This window comes from Pseudomonas akapageensis, from assembly GCF_011355085.1.
Taxonomy (GTDB): Bacteria; Pseudomonadota; Gammaproteobacteria; order Pseudomonadales; family Pseudomonadaceae; genus Aquipseudomonas; species Aquipseudomonas akapageensis.
Genome location: NZ_VXCP01000051.1, coordinates 1 through 16,050, shown reverse-complemented (window position 1 = coordinate 16,050; position 16,050 = coordinate 1). Strand labels below are relative to the sequence as shown.

General features: G+C 60.0%; 18 protein-coding genes. 10 read left to right on the top strand and 8 right to left on the bottom strand.

The window, feature by feature from the left end:
* Nucleotides 1-145: 145 nt before the first annotated feature.
* On the top strand, nt 146-763 hold the full coding sequence (locus F2S13_RS26115) for a hypothetical protein (RefSeq protein WP_166366359.1): 618 nt from the start codon (nt 146-148) through the stop codon (nt 761-763).
* A gap of 139 nt (nt 764-902) precedes the next feature.
* On the opposite strand, the gene F2S13_RS26110 is transcribed toward F2S13_RS26115, so the two are convergent.
* Complete coding sequence (locus tag F2S13_RS26110; RefSeq protein WP_166366357.1) at nt 903-1,475, bottom strand: DUF922 domain-containing protein; 573 nt, start codon at nt 1,473-1,475, stop codon at nt 903-905.
* A gap of 60 nt (nt 1,476-1,535) precedes the next feature.
* Between F2S13_RS26110 and F2S13_RS26105 the strand changes: the two genes are divergently transcribed.
* Nucleotides 1,536-2,522 carry a nucleotide-binding protein gene (locus tag F2S13_RS26105; RefSeq protein WP_166366355.1) on the top strand — a complete coding sequence of 329 codons (987 nt, stop codon included), beginning with the start codon at nt 1,536-1,538 and terminating at the stop codon, nt 2,520-2,522.
* A 26-nt stretch (nt 2,523-2,548) separates the two neighbouring features.
* On the opposite strand, the gene F2S13_RS26100 is transcribed toward F2S13_RS26105, so the two are convergent.
* Nucleotides 2,549-3,319, bottom strand: coding sequence for an anti-sigma factor family protein (locus F2S13_RS26100; protein ID WP_166366353.1), 771 nt, complete (start codon nt 3,317-3,319; stop codon nt 2,549-2,551).
* Nucleotides 3,312-3,824 (bottom strand): sigma-70 family RNA polymerase sigma factor, encoded by a 513-nt coding sequence (locus F2S13_RS26095; protein WP_166366351.1) that lies wholly within the window; start codon nt 3,822-3,824, stop codon nt 3,312-3,314. The genes F2S13_RS26100 and F2S13_RS26095 overlap by 8 nt, the downstream gene beginning before the upstream one ends.
* A gap of 153 nt (nt 3,825-3,977) precedes the next feature.
* Between F2S13_RS26095 and F2S13_RS26090 the strand changes: the two genes are divergently transcribed.
* Entirely contained in the window at nt 3,978-4,949 is a 972-nt protein-coding gene (locus tag F2S13_RS26090; RefSeq protein WP_166366349.1) for a metallophosphoesterase family protein, read from the top strand.
* Nucleotides 4,950-4,959: 10 nt separating this feature from the next.
* Nucleotides 4,960-5,277: a cupredoxin domain-containing protein gene (locus F2S13_RS26085; protein ID WP_166366347.1), complete on the top strand. Its 318-nt coding sequence runs from the start codon at nt 4,960-4,962 to the stop codon at nt 5,275-5,277.
* Here F2S13_RS26085 and F2S13_RS26080 read toward each other — a convergent pair.
* Both F2S13_RS26080 and F2S13_RS26075 read right to left on the bottom strand, forming a co-directional pair.
* Nucleotides 5,274-6,167: a sensor domain-containing diguanylate cyclase gene (locus F2S13_RS26080; RefSeq protein WP_166366345.1), complete on the bottom strand. Its 894-nt coding sequence runs from the start codon at nt 6,165-6,167 to the stop codon at nt 5,274-5,276. The two genes, F2S13_RS26085 and F2S13_RS26080, sit on opposite strands and share 4 nt — an antisense overlap.
* 193 nt (nt 6,168-6,360) lie before the next feature.
* On the bottom strand, nt 6,361-7,263 hold the full coding sequence (locus F2S13_RS26075; protein ID WP_166366343.1) for a LysR family transcriptional regulator: 903 nt from the start codon (nt 7,261-7,263) through the stop codon (nt 6,361-6,363).
* 190 nt (nt 7,264-7,453) lie between these two features.
* Here F2S13_RS26075 and F2S13_RS26070 point away from each other — a divergent pair, with 190 nt between their 5' ends.
* Nucleotides 7,454-8,920 (top strand): purine-cytosine permease family protein, encoded by a 1,467-nt coding sequence (locus F2S13_RS26070; protein ID WP_166366341.1) that lies wholly within the window; start codon nt 7,454-7,456, stop codon nt 8,918-8,920.
* On the top strand, nt 8,917-9,768 hold the full coding sequence (locus tag F2S13_RS26065; RefSeq protein WP_166366339.1) for a nitrilase-related carbon-nitrogen hydrolase: 852 nt from the start codon (nt 8,917-8,919) through the stop codon (nt 9,766-9,768). Before F2S13_RS26070 ends, F2S13_RS26065 begins: the two co-directional genes overlap by 4 nt.
* Here F2S13_RS26065 and F2S13_RS26060 read toward each other — a convergent pair.
* Both F2S13_RS26060 and F2S13_RS26055 read right to left on the bottom strand, forming a co-directional pair.
* The gene (locus tag F2S13_RS26060; protein ID WP_166366338.1) at nt 9,738-10,151 is read right to left on the bottom strand and encodes a hotdog domain-containing protein; all 414 of its coding nucleotides are present in this window, start codon (nt 10,149-10,151) and stop codon (nt 9,738-9,740) included. The two genes, F2S13_RS26065 and F2S13_RS26060, sit on opposite strands and share 31 nt — an antisense overlap.
* Before the next feature lie 68 nt (nt 10,152-10,219).
* The gene (locus tag F2S13_RS26055) at nt 10,220-11,014 is read right to left on the bottom strand and encodes a transporter (RefSeq protein ID WP_425500248.1); all 795 of its coding nucleotides are present in this window, start codon (nt 11,012-11,014) and stop codon (nt 10,220-10,222) included.
* A 180-nt stretch (nt 11,015-11,194) separates the two neighbouring features.
* On the opposite strand from F2S13_RS26055, the gene F2S13_RS26050 reads away from it, so the two are divergent.
* From F2S13_RS26050 to F2S13_RS26040, 3 genes are all read left to right on the top strand, one after another.
* Nucleotides 11,195-11,656 carry a glycine zipper 2TM domain-containing protein gene (locus F2S13_RS26050; protein WP_166366334.1) on the top strand — a complete coding sequence of 154 codons (462 nt, stop codon included), beginning with the start codon at nt 11,195-11,197 and terminating at the stop codon, nt 11,654-11,656.
* 159 nt (nt 11,657-11,815) lie between these two features.
* Nucleotides 11,816-13,093, top strand: a complete 1,278-nt coding sequence (locus tag F2S13_RS26045; RefSeq protein WP_166366332.1) for an OmpP1/FadL family transporter — start codon at nt 11,816-11,818, stop codon at nt 13,091-13,093.
* 48 nt (nt 13,094-13,141) lie between these two features.
* Entirely contained in the window at nt 13,142-13,816 is a 675-nt protein-coding gene (locus F2S13_RS26040) for a DUF3313 domain-containing protein (protein ID WP_166366330.1), read from the top strand.
* Nucleotides 13,817-14,003: 187 nt separating this feature from the next.
* Here the strand turns inward: F2S13_RS26040 and F2S13_RS26035 are convergent, their stop codons facing one another.
* Nucleotides 14,004-15,209 (bottom strand): NAD(P)/FAD-dependent oxidoreductase, encoded by a 1,206-nt coding sequence (locus F2S13_RS26035; RefSeq protein ID WP_166366328.1) that lies wholly within the window; start codon nt 15,207-15,209, stop codon nt 14,004-14,006.
* Between the two features lie 309 nt (nt 15,210-15,518).
* On the opposite strand from F2S13_RS26035, the gene F2S13_RS26030 reads away from it, so the two are divergent.
* Nucleotides 15,519-16,050: RrF2 family transcriptional regulator (locus F2S13_RS26030; RefSeq protein ID WP_166366326.1), on the top strand; the 532-nt coding region annotated here is incomplete at its 3' end.

Genomic DNA, 16,050 nt, shown 5'->3' with positions numbered 1-16,050 from the left:
ATAAAGGCTAGTTGCCCGCAAAGTAGTCAGCCAATAGTCGGCGTATTGGACCTTGATAGGCACAATCTCTTAGCTGAGCCGCAAGCAATTGGCAGATGGTAAGGGTAGCTAGCTCACGCGAAATCGCGCAGGAGAAGCGTCAAGCATGAACAAATGCCCGCTTCCTACGGCCTACCACGAAGCTGGCCACGCCCTGGCCTTCTGGTGGAATGGTCAATACATCAAACGTGTCACTGTGCGCAGCCGGACAGCGGCCCGCAGCGGCCCGATGATTGACCTGCTGGGCAACCCGCATGACGTGGAAGGGTTGGTAGAGGCGGATTACCTTGTCCCTCACCCTGCCCTCGATGCCCCTGGGATTGCCGAATACCTGCCCTCGATGGTCGATTCCATTGAACGTGACCTGCTCGATTGCTTCGCCGGTCCCGTGGCCGAAGCCGTTTATTGGCACCGCAAAGTCGACACTTTCATCCAGGGCAGCGGCCGGGGTGACCGGTACCGGGGTCATGAATTGATCAGGTTGCTGCCGGCACGCAAGCTGCTGGACGCCGAATCCCTGGCAATCGCCCGGTCACGCTGCCTGGTGCGTTGTTACTGGCCCGCTGTCACCGCCGTGGCGCAACTTCTGCAAGAGCACGGCACGGTTGACGGGAACGCCGTAACCGCATTGCTGTGCGACATCACCGGGGAGTCGCCCACACTGCTGCGCAATGACCTGGCAAACCTCGACCGGCGATGCGATCGCCGGTGGTCTGCAAACTGAGAACCCGAGCGCTTTCTCGTTCCCACGCGCAGCAACGGAATGCAGTGGTAGACGCTCTGCGTCGGGCCTTTTGAACGCGACGCGGAGCGTCAGAGGAGGCATTCCTACGCGGAGCGTGGGAACGAGGTAGAGGCATTCCCTATCGAACCCGGGCATCCAGCTGGGCGCCCTGCGACCGGCCGTGATCGGTGATGACATCCAACTGCCTATCGCGCTCGTCCAGTTTGAGGATATACGCCTCGATGGCGACCCGAACCTGCGGCCTCGCTACCTGGCACGGCCCGCTGATCCTCATGCTGGCCAGCCATTGCTGCGTCTCTCTAGCCGACTCCCGGGCGCTCTCCACATGCAGGTACTCGTGTGCCCGTAGCGCCGTGTAGTAACGACGCCATTCGTCCGCGACCGCCGGCGACAGGTTGCCGGGCGCCAGTTGTGGGAGCGTGATGACTGACTCGACCTTCACTGCAATATTCTGCAGGGCACACGCCGTCTGCGAAACATCGACCAGCCTGTAGGTCGTTTGGTACACGGTCTTGGTATTGCCGGCGAATGCACCTTGTGGGCTGCGTACCGGGGTTCTGTCGCTTATCGATCGCTGGATATCCTCGATCGTCTGGCCATACACCACATAGTGTTCCTCACGAACGATAGAGCTGACCGGTTGCGCAGCCTGCGCCAGAGGGGCCAGCACCCACAGCCAGATTCTGTTCACTCCACCCTCCTCGCTGCCCTGTACCTTCTGGCCGCGGGTATCCCTGCGAGAGCATAGTGCATGGACCAGAAGCCTGTTCTCGCCCGCCCATGGCCTATGCTGAAGCATGGCAGTGTGCATTTTCATTGCCTGGTGAAAAACATCACACAGTGGCTGAAAACCAGGGAGATGCACATGCGCTTGCACTCGCAACGGGTTTTCCTGGGCTCATCTCGCGAGTCCGAGTGGTTCGCGCGGGAGATCGAGGGTTCGCTCCAACGCTTCGACATTGTCGAAGTGGACGCCTGGTACCATTTCGGCACCTGGTCGCCAGGGGCGTCCACCCTGGAATCGTTGGAGGCACGCCTGCGCGAGTGCGACTTCGCGGTACTGGTGCTCTCCAACGATGACTGGACGCAGAGCAAAGATGTCCCTCCTGTGCCGGCACCACGGGACAATGTCGTTTTCGAACTGGGCCTGTTCATGGGGCGCCTGGGCAGGGATCGTGCGTTTTTCTTCTACCCCGACATCTGCGATTTCAAGTTGCCCTCCGATCTGTTCGGCATCACTGCGTTTCCGTTCAAGCTTGATGATCGGGAGAAAGTACAGAGCGTAGTCAGCCCGGCGTGTACGGAGATCGCCAAGCAAATCGAAAAGGTCGCGCATCACCAGCGCAACACAGGTATGCAGGTGCGACCAAAACTGGATCTCAAGGCCAGATTCCCGACCGACCATGGTGCAACCGTGGACGGACTCGATCATCTGTCAGCCGCGGGGGTTTCAATTCTGAGGATTCGGGCAAGCGTCGATGATGATGCCGTCACCGACTTGCGGGTTTATTTCGACCCGCGACTGAATTTTCGAAAAGCCACGTGGACCTATAAAGAGGATACCCGCGGCCGCTATTTCTGGGCGTCCGAGGCCCAGCTCGAGAGCATGAAGAAGGGTGACAGTTTTTTCAGCTTCGAGCTCGATCATCCCAAAAAAGGCAGGCACCCCGTCGAAGTGGTGGCATTGATTGACGAACAGCCACGGTATGAAAAAAAGTTTGTCCTGAACATAGACTGATCATCCGAACCTCGAGCTCCGGGCGCTCAGATCGGTCCCTTTTCCACCAGCTGGCTAAAGGCTTCAAGCTCACTTTTCTCCAGGTCCGACACCACGATGAATCGCATGTGATCCCGCTGCCAGGCGACGATGTTGTAGCCCCGAATCGCCAAATGTTCCCGAGGCTTGTCCGCCGCACTCGTTGGCAGAATGAACAGGTTGATGATGTGCTTCGCCCGTCCATAGGACAACGCCGCTGCGTTCTGGTGTTGCAGGTAGTCCAGGCGCCCGCCGAGCAACGGGAAGCCTTGTACCGAGTAATCGAAAACCGGTGGCGAGAAGTCAAGTTTGCCGGTGAACCAGGGTTTTACGGTGTGCCGGTCGGAGGAGGCAATGTCGTTCAAATGGTCAGCCATGAGTGAACGCACATGGCTGGACACGGCCTCGTCCATCCAGGGTTGTTCGCTTGATGGGGTGGCCACGTATAGTGCCAGTGCAATGGCCAGTGCTGCGGCCGAGAACGCAGGCATAAGCCACTGTTGCGGTGCGTCTCGCAGAAGGTCCCAAAAGCGCCTGGCCGAAGGCGCCCGTGATTTCGTTTTGGACATCACACCTTGAGTCAGGGCGTCAGGTGCCGGGTAATAGGGTGCGTGTGCCTTCACGCCGGCTATCAACATCCTGGCTTCGTCGTGCAGGCGCTGGCAGTCGGCGCACGCGGCGAGGTGTTCAGCCACTTGGGTTGCCATCGCCGTGTCCAGTTCGTTGTCCAGGTAGCCATGAATCAGTTCATGGCAGACCGTGCAGTTCATGTCATTCATGGCTGTGCAACTTCAATAGTTCCAGCTTGAGCATCGTGCGTGCCCGGGCCAGTCTCGACATGACGGTGCCCAAGGGTATGTCGACCACCCTGGCGATGTCCTTGTAGGGCATGCCTTCGAGTTCCTTTAGCACGATCACCTCGCGAAACACCGGAGCCAGGGCTTGCAGGGCCTGCTGCACCAGGGCGGCGTCTTCGGCATGCATGGCGTGCAGTTCCGGTGTCTGGCCGTGGCCCAGGGCGAGGTCGTCCGCTGGTATTTCATCGCCTATGGCGACCCATCGGTTGCCGGCCGAGACCTTCAGCCAGTTGTAGCTTTCGTTGCGCACGATGGTCAGAAACCAGGCCTTGGCGTTACCGTCGACGAAGCTGTCGATGAACTTGAGGGCCCTGTAGGCGCTTTCCTGCACCACGTCATGGGCAGCGCTGTCGTTGCCGGTGAGCCAGCGCGCGAGGTTGTAAGCCGCATTCATGTGCGGCGCAAACAGTTCCTCGAATCGCTTCATGGTGATTGCGGCCCCTTCCCACCCGTATAACCCTGCTGCGTGCTGTTTTATTCCCGCCAGAAAACTTATTTTTTCGCCTGGAATAAACGCCCGCCCCGTTCGGTTGTACATCGTGTCAGTTCATCACTGTAGACCGCTACCGAGGGTGTACCCATGGGCATTCACTCAGCAAGATACGAAAAACGCACCGACGCCCCGCTGGACCCGAGCCGCAGAACGCTGCTGCTGTGTTCGGCCTGGGCCGGTGCCGGCGTCATCTGGGCATTGCACGGCGGGATTCCAAAGGCCTTTGCTCTGGATGACAATGGCCAGGTTTCGGACCCCAAAGCGCTGGCCGGCAACTTCCATTTCGTGCAGATCAGCGACACTCACATCGGCTTCAACAAGGAAGCCAACCCCGACCCGGTGAAGACGCTGCAGGTGGCCATCGACAAGGTCGTTGCCCTGCCCGTGCGACCTTCACTCATTCTTCACACAGGGGACATCACCCACCTCTCCAAGGCAGAAGAGTTCGACACCGCTGCGCAACTGCTCAAAGGTCTGCCCTCAACCGTGCACTATGTACCGGGCGAGCACGACACCCTCGACGAGGGAGGCGGCAAGCTCTATCTGGAACGCTACGGCAAAGGCACCCTGGGCAATGGCTGGTACAGCTTCGACGACCATGGCGTGCACTTCATTGCGTTGGTGAATGTCTTCAATTTCCAGGCTGGCCATGAAGCGACCCTCGGTGCCGACCAGCTCGCGTGGCTGGTCGATGACCTGCGCGCCGTGGCAACGAGCACTCCGGTGGTGGTGTACACACATATCCCCTTGTGGACCATCTACCAGCCATGGGGCTGGGGTACGGAAGACGGCGACCAGGCCATTGCCATGCTGCGCAAATTTGGCTCGGTGACGATCCTCAATGGGCATATCCATCAGGTGATCCAGAAGGTCGAGGGCAATATTACCTTCCACACCGCGCGCGGCACGGCCTATCCGCAACCGGCACCCGGCACCGCGCCCGCACCGGGGCCGATGACGGTGGCGGCGGATCAACTGCGCAACTATCTGGGAGTTACCGATGTGAAGGCGACACAGGGTGAACACCCGCTGGCGCTGATCGACTCGACACTGGTTTGAGGGGGCTCACATGAAAAAGGTCATTCAGGTGCTTTCGCTGCTCTGTCTGATGGTGCCGATTTCCACTTGGGCGCAAGAGGTGGAAGTCGACATCAAGGCATTCATGTATGGGCCCAGGGAGTTGAAGATAGCCCCAGGTACCAAGGTGACTTGGGTCAATGACGATCAGGTACCGCACACGGTTGCGGAAACGCATAAGGTGTTTCGCTCGGGCGCGCTGGACACTAATGAGCGCTTTTCATACGTGTTCGATACGCCGGGGGTATATGAGTATTTTTGTGCGTTGCATCCGCAGATGATCGGAAAGATTACGGTCAGTGCCAATTAATTTCGCTGGCCGGCCGAGGTCATGGCCGAGTTGATGCTGCTCGCCGCATTGGACATGGCCAGGCCCACGGAGGCGCTCACCCCAGCCTGATCGAGCGCATGCCTGACGCGGTCGCGAAGTGATTGGGCGCCAGCCCGGTCGCAATTGACGCCGATGACACCGAACTCATCGCCGCCCAGCCTTGCCACGATATCGTCGGTTCGCGATGCCTGTTGCAAGGCGCTGGCGGCGCGCTTGATCAAGGCGTCGCCGGCGGCATGCCCGTCGCGGTCATTGATGCGTTTGAGTCCGTCCAGATCGACGATCACCACGGCCGAGGACTGGCCAAAACGGCGATTGCGCTCATCCTCGCAGGCGGCCAGTTGATTCCAGCCGGCACGGTTATACACGCCCGTCAGGTCATCGGTCAGCGCCAGCGCTTCAAATCGCTCTGCCCTGCTCGCTTGCTCATCGGCCTTGAGCTCAATCTGCAAAATCCTGCTGAGCATCATGCCGATCAACTCGACCAGTTGCTGGTCTTGCTTGATGGTTTCACGCTTGGGCTGCGGGTCGATTGCGCAGAGCGTGCCGAACAGGCTGCCATCGGCCAGTTCCAGGGGCACGCCGATGTAGGCGCGGATGGGTAGCTGCCGGCCGATGGCTGCCGCTGCGTAGACAGGCACTTGATCCGAATCCGGCGCGATACGTGGGCCGTTGCCTTTCACCATCTCGGAGCAAAACGAATCGCTCCAGTTGAAGACCTTGCCGGCATGCACGTCATAACCGTGGTCTTCACACTGCAACACCGTCCAATCGTCACCCTTGGTGCGGGTGATCATCCACAAATCAAAACCCAGTCGACGCCGCAAGAACGCCAGCACTTCTCGCGCAGTTCCTTGAAAATCGCTCATCGGGTGCTCGCTCTACAATTTGTAGGGGGCAATTATAGATGCGAATTTCCATGGATCTTTCCTCGTTCCCACGCTCTGCGTGGGAATGCAGCGCCAGACGCTCCAGCGTCGACGTGTTCGCGCGCGACGCAGAGCGTCGCAAAATGCATTCCCACGCGGAGCGTGGGAACGAGAAACAACCGGTCACGAGGAATCACGGCGCAGCAAAAACATCCATCAACTCCGCCAAAAACGCACTCACCACATCCCGCTGCCGCGCCGCGTGCCTTACCGCCGCATGAAAGTCGACCTCATAGCGCAACTGCTCGGGATTGAGCGGATGCAACTGCCCCAGCTGTTCGTGCCTGGCCGCATAGTGCTGCGGTAAAAAACCCAGGTGCTGCCCCGACAGGATCAGCAGTGCAGCCCCGTCCATGCTGTCGGTCAGCGCCGTCAGGCGTTCGATCGAGGTGGGTGCGGGCATTTCCGGTAGCGGGTGGCTGGGCCAGACCCAGTCGTGCTCGGCCACGTCCTGGCTGCTCAGCGTCCCGACCTTGTCGAACAAAGGGTGCGTCGGCCCGCAATAGGCGATCTGGGTTTCCTTGAACAGGGCGAAGTAGTCGATGCTGGGCAAGCGGTGCCAGAAGTAGCCGATCGCCAGGTCCAGGTGACCGTTGATGATTTTCTCTTCCAGGAACGATGACGACAGTTCCGTGAAGTGAAAGTACAACCCGTCATGGCGGGCGCGCAGGCGGGCGATGGCCAGGGCGATTTTCTTGTTGGCCGTGGGGTCGATCTGGCCAAGCAGGCCGATGTTGATGTTGCCCGACAGGGTGCGATTGATGTGCTGGACTTCGACGCGAAAGCCTTCGGCGGCGGCCAGCAGGCGGCGGGCGGCGTCGATGAACTGGGTGCCCTTGGGCGTGACGGCAAAGCCGGCGCGGCCGCGTTCGCACAGGCGAAAACCCAGGCGTGCTTCCAGCGACGCCAGTTGCGCGCTGATGGTCGGTTGGGTGGTGTTGAGAGTGGTTTGCGCGGCCGAGATCCCCCCCGCCTCCACCACGGCAAGAAATATCCGGATCAGGCGCAGATCCAGCTCGGTTACGGTTCCCAGCATGCCTGCTCCCCATTGGCGATCACATAGACACCTATCTATGTAAAGAGTTGACGCGGGATATTTTACCGCCCTCGCCAAATGCCTACATTGCAGCGGAACCGGCGCTTCGCCGCAAGTCTGGTGCGCATACCTCACTGGCAGCATCACCCATAAAAACAATTACCATCGATTCAATGCACAGGAGAATCGTATGTCAGGGTCCAATCATTCCGCGCAGGCTGTCGAAGCCAGCAGTGGATTGGCCATCGAAGGCCATTCGATCGATTACATTCCGGAAAACGAACGCCACGCCAAGCTCAGCAGCCAGGGGCCTTTCTGGTTTTTGGGCAATTTCCACTTCTTTACCATTTCCATCGGTTTTGTCGGCCCAAGCCTGGGCTTGTCGGCCCTGTGGACCATGCTGGCCGGTGCGCTGGGCATCATGTTCGGTACCCTGTTCATGGCCTTCCACGGCTCCCAGGGGCCGGAGATGGGCTTGCCGCAGATGATCCAGTCGCGGGCCCAGTTCGGCTATCGCGGGGTGATCCTGGCGTTGATGGCGACGATGTTCGTGTTCGTCGGCTTCAATGTGGTCAACGTTTCGCTGATCATCGATGGCCTCAAGCATGTGTTCGGCTTTGACCCGACGATCGTCGCCTGCGCGGTGGTGCTGATCGGCGCACTGTTGGCAATCTACGGCCACGACCTGATGCACAAGGCGTTCAAGTGGGCGCTGCTGGCGACCTTGCCCCTGTATACGCTGGTCACCGTTGCCCTGATGTTCGGTGTCGGCCAGCCCGAGACCGCGCCGGCCAGCACACTGGGCTTCAGCTGGATCGCCTTCGCCACCCTGTTTGCCATTGGTGCCAGCTACAACATTTCCTATGCGCCTTATGTGTCCGACTATTCGCGCTATCTGCCAAAGAACACCAGCCGCACCAAGTTGATCACGGCGGTGTTCCTGGGTGCTTCCCTGTCCGGCAGCTGGATGATCGGCCTCGGTGCCTGGCTCGCGCAGCAACTGCAGGCCACCGACGCGCTGGTAGCATTGAACCAGATCGGTTCTTCGATGATTCCGGGGCTGGGCAATGTGCTGGTACTGGTCTCGGTGCTGGGCTTCTTGCCAATCATTGCACTCAACACCTACAGCGCCATGCTGACGCTGCTGACCGGTGTCGACTCGATCAAGAAGATCACGCCGACGCCGCGTGCGCGGGTGATGTCCATCTTCGCGATCAGCATCATCCTGCTGAGCTGCGTGCTGTCGATCAAGGGCGACGGCATCGCCATCCTCAATACCTTCCTGGTGTTGCTGCTGTACTTCCTGGTGCCCTGGACCGCGGTCAATCTGGTGGACTACTTCTTCGTCCGTAAAGGCCGCTACGCGATCCCGCACTTCTTTACTCCCAAGGGTATCTACGGGGCCTGGCAGTTCCGTGGGATCGTGTCTTACCTGGTGGGCTTCGCTGCGATGGTGCCGTTCTTCTACATCTTCGATGCCAGTGCCGGACAGGAAGTGTTCGTCGGCCCCATGGCACGTCTGCTCGAAGGCGTGGATATCTCCTGGCTGGTCGGTCTGGTGGTTTCCGGCCTGACCTATTTCATCCTCAGCCGTTCGATCGATCTTGCGCATGAACGCAAGGTCATCGACTCCCTCGCAGAGAGTGTCATCCAGTGAGTGCACTCAACAGTATCCAGGTGGCGTGCTGCCAGGTGGCGCCGAAGGTTGGCGACCTTGCCTACAACCGCACGCTGACCGAGCGGGCGATTCGCACGGCAGCCTCGCGCGGTGCCCAGGTGGTGGTGTTGCCCGAGCTGGTGCAGAGCGGCTACGTGTTCGCTGACCGGGATGAGGCACTGGCCCTGGCGGAAACCCCGGACGGGCCGACCTTGAGCTTATGGAAGGCGCTGGCCCTGGAGCTTGAGATCGTCATTGTCGGCGGCTTTTGCGAGCGCCTGGCGGGTGATGAGCTGGCCAACAGTGCGGCGATGTTCGATGCCCAGGGTCTGCGCGCGGTGTACCGCAAAGCGCACCTGTGGGATGCGGAAAAGGCCATCTTCAGCGCCGGCGACGCTCCGCCACCGGTGGTGGAAACGGCCTTTGGCCGCCTCGGCATGATGATCTGCTACGACCTGGAGTTTCCGGAGTGGGTACGCTTGCCGGCGCTGGCGGGCGCGCAATTGCTCTGTGCCCCGGTCAATTGGCCCGATGGTCCGCGGCCACTGACCGAGCGCCCGGCCGAGGTGGTGCGGGTGCAGGCCAATGCGTCGGTCAACCGGATGTTCATCGCAGCCTGCGACCGTCATGGTCATGAGCGTGGCGTGGGTTGGGTGCAGGGTTCGGTGATCGTCGATGCTGATGGCTACCCTGCAGCCGGGCCGATGGAACTGGGCGGCGAGCAGATTTTGCAGGCGACCTTGCACCTGGCCGATGCGCGCAACAAACGCATCAGTACTCACAACGACCTGCACGCCGATCGCCGCCCGCAGCTGTATCAGGTCGCCGACCTGGGCGGTATGGCGTAAGTCCCCACCACGTGAGCGACGGGTTCGCTCACACCCTCCGAGTACAGCGACACCTCCCCCACCGCCAGGGTCTTGCCGACTTTCATCAGTCGGCATTGCCCGATCACCCGCCTGTGCGCTTCGGGTTTTCTGAGAAAGTTGATCGTCAGGCTGGTGGTGACCGTCAAGGGCACGATCCCGATCTCCCCCAGCACCGCGACATACAACGCCACATCGGCCAGGGCCATGAGCGTGGGCCCGGAAACCGTGCCGCCCGGGCGCAGGTCGGCCTCGCCAATGTCCTGAGAGACAGTGGCCCCCATATCGCCGACTGCTTCGACGACGACGCGGGTTTGCGGGAACTCTGTGCGTATGAAGTGTGCTATCGCTTCTTTGCTGGCCACGTGGTGCTCCTGATTTCAATCCTTTGGATGAGGCTCGATGTTATCCATCAGGGCCTCATCTGCAACACTCACTTGGGAAACAACAAGGTATACGCTACCCGGAACCCCCAGCCTTCAGCACCATCCTCCGGGCTGTGCGCCCAATAACGCGGCCCCACCTGCAGGCTCATGGGCTGGTTGCCCACCTTGAACAGCTGGGTGACGAACAGGTTGATCGGCACTGACCACTCCTTGATCTCCCAGTCGTAGGTGGACTCGGTATTGATGCCGAAAGTGGTATAGGTATGGGTGGTATAGCTCAGGAAAGGCTGCAGGAACGTCTGGTTGACCTTCTCCTTGTCATCCGGCGGGCTGTTATCGAGCGTCCAGATATGGTTAGCCAGAATGCCACGGGTCCAGCCGTTGGATTGCTTGAGCGCCACCGCAGTCGGCCCAAGCCCCCATTGCTCGCTGCTCATGAGTTCATTGCTGCCGGTCGGTATCAAAATCGCAGGGCCCGCGCCCCAGATCCAGCCGCTTTCGGTGGGTTTTTTGGGGGAAAAGAAGAAACTCTGGGTAGTATCACCCACACCGGACTTGTCGGCGGCTCCATCGGGCAGCAGGCCGTGCTGGTCGATGATGGGCAGGATGGTACGGGAAATCAGGTTCCAGTCTTCGTTCAGGCTGAACGGCAGCACCGGCTGGATGTTGGTGACGCTTTGAATGCCGTTATTGGTGGGGCCCAGGTTCTGGTTCCAGTTGTATTGGATTGGCAGGCTGTACAACGCCGCGACCGGGTTCAGGGACTGCTTGGCCAGCTCGGTTTGACTATCGGCCTGACTTTCGGCCAGGCCGAGTTCAGGCCAGGCGAATGCAAGCGCCATCAAGGGGGCCAGTTGCAAGCCTTTATTCATTTGCAGCTCCTTTTTCGGCTTCGCGGGCTCAAACCCGGGGTTTACCTGACCCGTTTGAGCATAGGTCAGGTTTTCTGAACTACGCTTTGTCGTGCTATCGGACGCCGTGCCACTGCACCCTCAACTCAAACTGAATGGATGGATACTGCGATGAAAAGGTTCGCCTCCTGGCTGGTGATCGGTCTTTGCGGCGCGTTGCTCAGCGCTTGTGCCGGCATGGGTTCAAACAGCAGTGCAGCCAGCCCAGGTGAAGAGGAGATCCGCACCGGACGCATCGAGCAGATCGTGCCAACCCAGATTCAAACCAATCACGATAGCGGTGTCGGCGCCATTCTCGGCGGCCTGGGCGGTGTCGCCCTTGGTAGCCTGATCGGCAAGGGCACGGGCCGCGACGTGGCCATGGTCGCCGGCGCCCTTGCCGGTGCGGCGGGCGGCAACTACGCCGAGAAGAAAAAGTACGATCAGCCCCAGGCCGCGCAACAGATCTTCGTACGGGTGACTAGCGGTGTGCTGGTGTCGGTAACCCAACCTGTCAATCCGGCACTGAGCAAGGGCATGCCGGTGTATATCGAAGGCAGTGGTAGCCAGGCCAGGGTCGTGCCCAAGAATTGATGCGCGGTGACGGTCGAGACGTTTTCCACGGGCAGGCCAATCAACCCGCCCGTGAATTCATGGACTTTTCGGCATCTTGGGCAATACTTCTCAAGCATTACGACACCCACCCTTTCAATCGTGATCGATAGCAGTGATCCTTCCGTTTCCGAGGGCTTTATGCAGTCAAAATTGCATGCGCTATCCGTCTACACTGTGTTCCTGCTGCCCCTCTGCTATCACGCGCAAAGCCATGCCGGTGGCATCATGCTGTACGAAATCGCCACGGATAACGCAGGGCTGGCCAATGCCGGCGCTGCCGCCCGGGCACAGGGGCCGTCGACCATCGCCAGCAACCCCGCGGGCATGACCTACCTCAAGGGCACCCAGATCACCGCGGGTGCGCAGATTCTCTACGGCGACCTGAAATTCGACCGCGACGATTCAACCAACGGTACCGGGAGCGGCAGTGGCAACATCCTGGACCCGATCCCCGGCGCCAGCTTCTTCGTCAGCCATCAACTGGATGATCAGTGGAGTGTTGGCTTCGGCACCTATGGCGATTTCGGCCTGGCAATCAAATACGACAACGACTGGTCCGGGCGCTATTTCGACCAGGATGCAAGCATCGCCGGTTTGTCACTGGTGCCCAGCATCGCCTATCGCTTCGACGATCAATGGTCAGTAGGCCTCGGCGTCAAGGCCATGTACGGCATGATCCAGTCCCAGGCTGCGATCAACCGGGCGCCGTTCGGGTTTACCGATCGCGCCGACGGGCAGTTCAAGTACAAGGACAGCGCCTGGGGCTATGGCGCCAATCTGGGAGTGATCTATGCGCCCCAGCCCGGCACACGCATCGGCCTGGCTTACACCAGTGAAATCAAGCTGGACTTCAAGGACCACCTGGCGGTGACCGGCGACGGCCCGCTGCTGCAACGAATCAATGGCCTGGACACTGAGCTGGACATCAAGGTGCCGCAAACCGTCACCCTGAGCCTGTACCACCAACTCGACAAACAATGGGCGCTGCTGGCCTCGGCCAACTGGCAGGACTGGTCGAAATTCGGTGACATCGGCGTTGACGTGGACACCGCAGTGGCCGGTACCCAGTCGACCACCGTCAACGCCAACTTCAAGGACACCTGGCAGCTGGCCGTGGGTGGACAGTTTCAGGCCACGCCCGAGAACCTCTGGAGTTTCGGGATAGCGTACGACAGCTCGGCGGTCGACGATTCCGACCGCGCGTTCCTGCTCCCGGTGGGCGAGTCATGGCGCCTGGCTGCCGGTTGGACCTATTCACTGGCGCCGGACACTGACCTGAATCTCAGTTGGGTAACGGTCTGGCTGGGCGACATGCCGGTCGACCAGACCAAATCCTTGTCGGGCGTGCGCACGTCCGGGCAGTTCGACAATGCCTGGATTCAGGCCTTTACCGGCAACATGACCTGGCGCTTCTAAGCCCGAGAATCATGAAGAAAATTTTCAATCCCAGGAGTGCAGAGACAAATGAATATGTCCCGTAAATTGCTGGTTGGAATTGCCATCAGCGGCCTGCTGCTGGCCGGTTGCACTTCGAAGGTAACGGAAAAGGAACAGTACTCGGGCTTTTTGCCCAGCTATGACGGCCTCAAGGAAGAGACTTCGCCCAGTGGCAAGCCGACACTGCGCTGGATGGCGCCGGGTTTTGCGCCGGACAGCTACAACACCGTGGTATTCAACAAGCTCGAAATGTACCCGGCCCCCAAGCCCAATGAACGGGTCAATGTTCAAACGCTGCAGCAGCTGCAGGCGTATACCAGCGACAGCGTGAGGGGGGCACTGGCCGAAAAGTACCAGGTCGTTTCAAGTGAAAAAGCGATACCGGCCGGAGCGCGCGCTATGACCCTGCGTGCGGCGATCACAGGCGTATCGGCCTCCAATGAAGGGATGAAGTGGTATGAAGTGGTTCCCATCGCGGCTGTAGTCGGTGCCACCCAGGCGGCCACCGGGCACCGCGATCAGGACACCGAGCTCTATGTCGAGGGTTACATCAACGATACCAAGACCGGCCAGCCTCTGGTCAAGGTCGTGCGCAAGCTCTTCGGTAAAACCCTGGAAAACGAGAGCCAGCAAGTAACGGCGAACGACTTCAAGGCAGCGATCAATGAAATGACAAATGATTTGCGGACGATGATCAAGTAAACGCTAGATTGTCTGCTTAACCGTCTTGATGCCATCGCGTTGCGATGGATCGCGGGCAAGTCGGATCGCCGCACCGCCGCTCCCACAGGGTTTTGCGTCCCCCCTGTGGGAGCGGCGGTGCGGCGATCCGACTTGCCCGCGATGACGCCTTCTGCCTTAACTACTTACCCGAGCCATACACTCCGACTCAAGCCACCACAGGAATCATCGGATCCGCAGCCGCCAAGGCTGTTTCACGATTGGCTGCCGGCGGGTAGATCCACTGGGTATTGATCTGGGTCTTGATCTGCTTGCCCTCTTCCCGAACGAATTTGACCTGACGATCCCACCCTTCGGTGAACACTGCACCCCAGGCCCCCAGGTCCAGGCAGGTGACGTACTTCGGCTGGCTGTAAGGGATCGGTGTAATGCCCAGCAGGTCAGCCGCAACGTTGTGGCCCGCCGAACGACCCAGTGAAATCGCATGCTGGCAAGTCATCAAGGCATAGTTGCCTTCATCGTCGGTCGCGGCATAGGCCGTGTCACCGGTGGCATAAATGTGGTCCTGGCCGATCACTTTCAGATTGCTGTCCACGTGCAGGCGCCCATAGGCATCACGCTCGGCGGGGATGTGCTCGGTCAGCGAACTGGCGCGCACACCCACGGTCCAGACCACGGTCCTGGCTTCGATGCGTTGGCCATCCGCGAGGGTGACGCCATCGGCATCGACCGAGACCACCGATGCGTTCAAGTGCCATTTGATGCCCAGCTCTTGCGATGCCTCGACGATCGTCGGGCGGATGCCGTCGCCGAGTGCGCCGCCGATTTCGCTGGCCCTGTCGACGACGATAACGTTGATGTCCGCATCTGCGCCCAACACGGCACGCAGGCGCGCCGGCATTTCGGTTGCGGTTTCGATCCCGGTGAAGCCACCGCCGGCAACGACGACCGTGTTGCGTGCAACCGACTCCGGCTGCAGGTGCAGCGCCTTGATGTGGCTTTCAAGGCGGGCAGCTTGTTCGATCTGGTCAACGTCGAAGGCATGCTCGTTGACGCCTGTCAGGTTAGGTCGGACCACGCGGCTGCCAGCGGCCAGGACCAGGCGGTCGTAATTGAAGACCGATTTCACGCCCTGGGCGTCGGTGTATTCGACACGCTTGCCTTCGCTGTCGATCCGCTCGGCCGAGCCCTTGATGAACTTGACGCCCACTGCATCGAACAGATCTCCCAGCGGCGCCTTCATCTGGTGAACTTCCGCCTCGTAGAAACGCGGGCGGACCCGCAGCTCCGCCTCGGGTGCCAGGACGGTCACTTCGACGTCCGAACGGTCGTGCATGTCTGCCAGCCGTGCAGCGCCCAGAGCACTCCACATCCCACCAAAACCTGCACCGACGATCAAAATTTGCTGTTTCATTTTTGCACCTTGTGACGGAAAGGGCTTGAGCTGTTCGTGCACCTGCTGGGTGCCGATGCCTGCTCGACAACTACGACTGTATTGATCGTAGTTTAAAGGCGCAAGCTTTTTTCTCACGAGTGGTCGGTGCGCGCCGGCTGGTTTTTTCGGATTTATACTTCAACCTATTGTTTTTATTGAAATTGTGTTTCTGCAAAATAATTCATACCAATCGCGCAAGGTGACAGCCGGTCGCCGGCCTCCGCTTTCAGCTTGTGATCGAGTCATGGAATTGATAGCTTTATACGACAAATCTGGTCGGAGATTACGATGTCGCTTTATAGTGCAGGAGTCGAGTACGGCATCCATTGCCTGCTCTTCCTGGTCGATGAGCTCGGCGACAGCCGCGAGGCGAGCGTGCGTGACCTTGCCGAACTGCAGGGTGTGCCCAATGAATACCTGGCGAAAGTCTTCACCAAGCTGGCCAAGGCCAAACTCGTGGTCGCTACCGAAGGCGTTCGCGGTGGCTTCAAGCTGGCCCGACCCTCGGATGAAATCACCGTCCTCGATATCGTCGTCGCGATCGATGGCCACAAGGCGATCTTCGATTGCCGCGAGGTACGCGAACGCTGTGCCCTGTTCGAGGGCTCGACACCGGCCTGGGCCGTGGCCGGTACCTGCGCGGTGCATGGCGTGATGTTGACGGCGCAGAAGCGCATGGAAGAAGCGCTGGCCCAGCAGACCATCCTGGACCTGGCCCGGCGGGTCGGGCGCAAGGCGCCGGCTGAGTTCGGGGAGAAGGTGGGTAGCTGGATGAATGAGCGCAGGGAAGGCAAGGCGGGGGGTGGATCGGGGGCTGAGG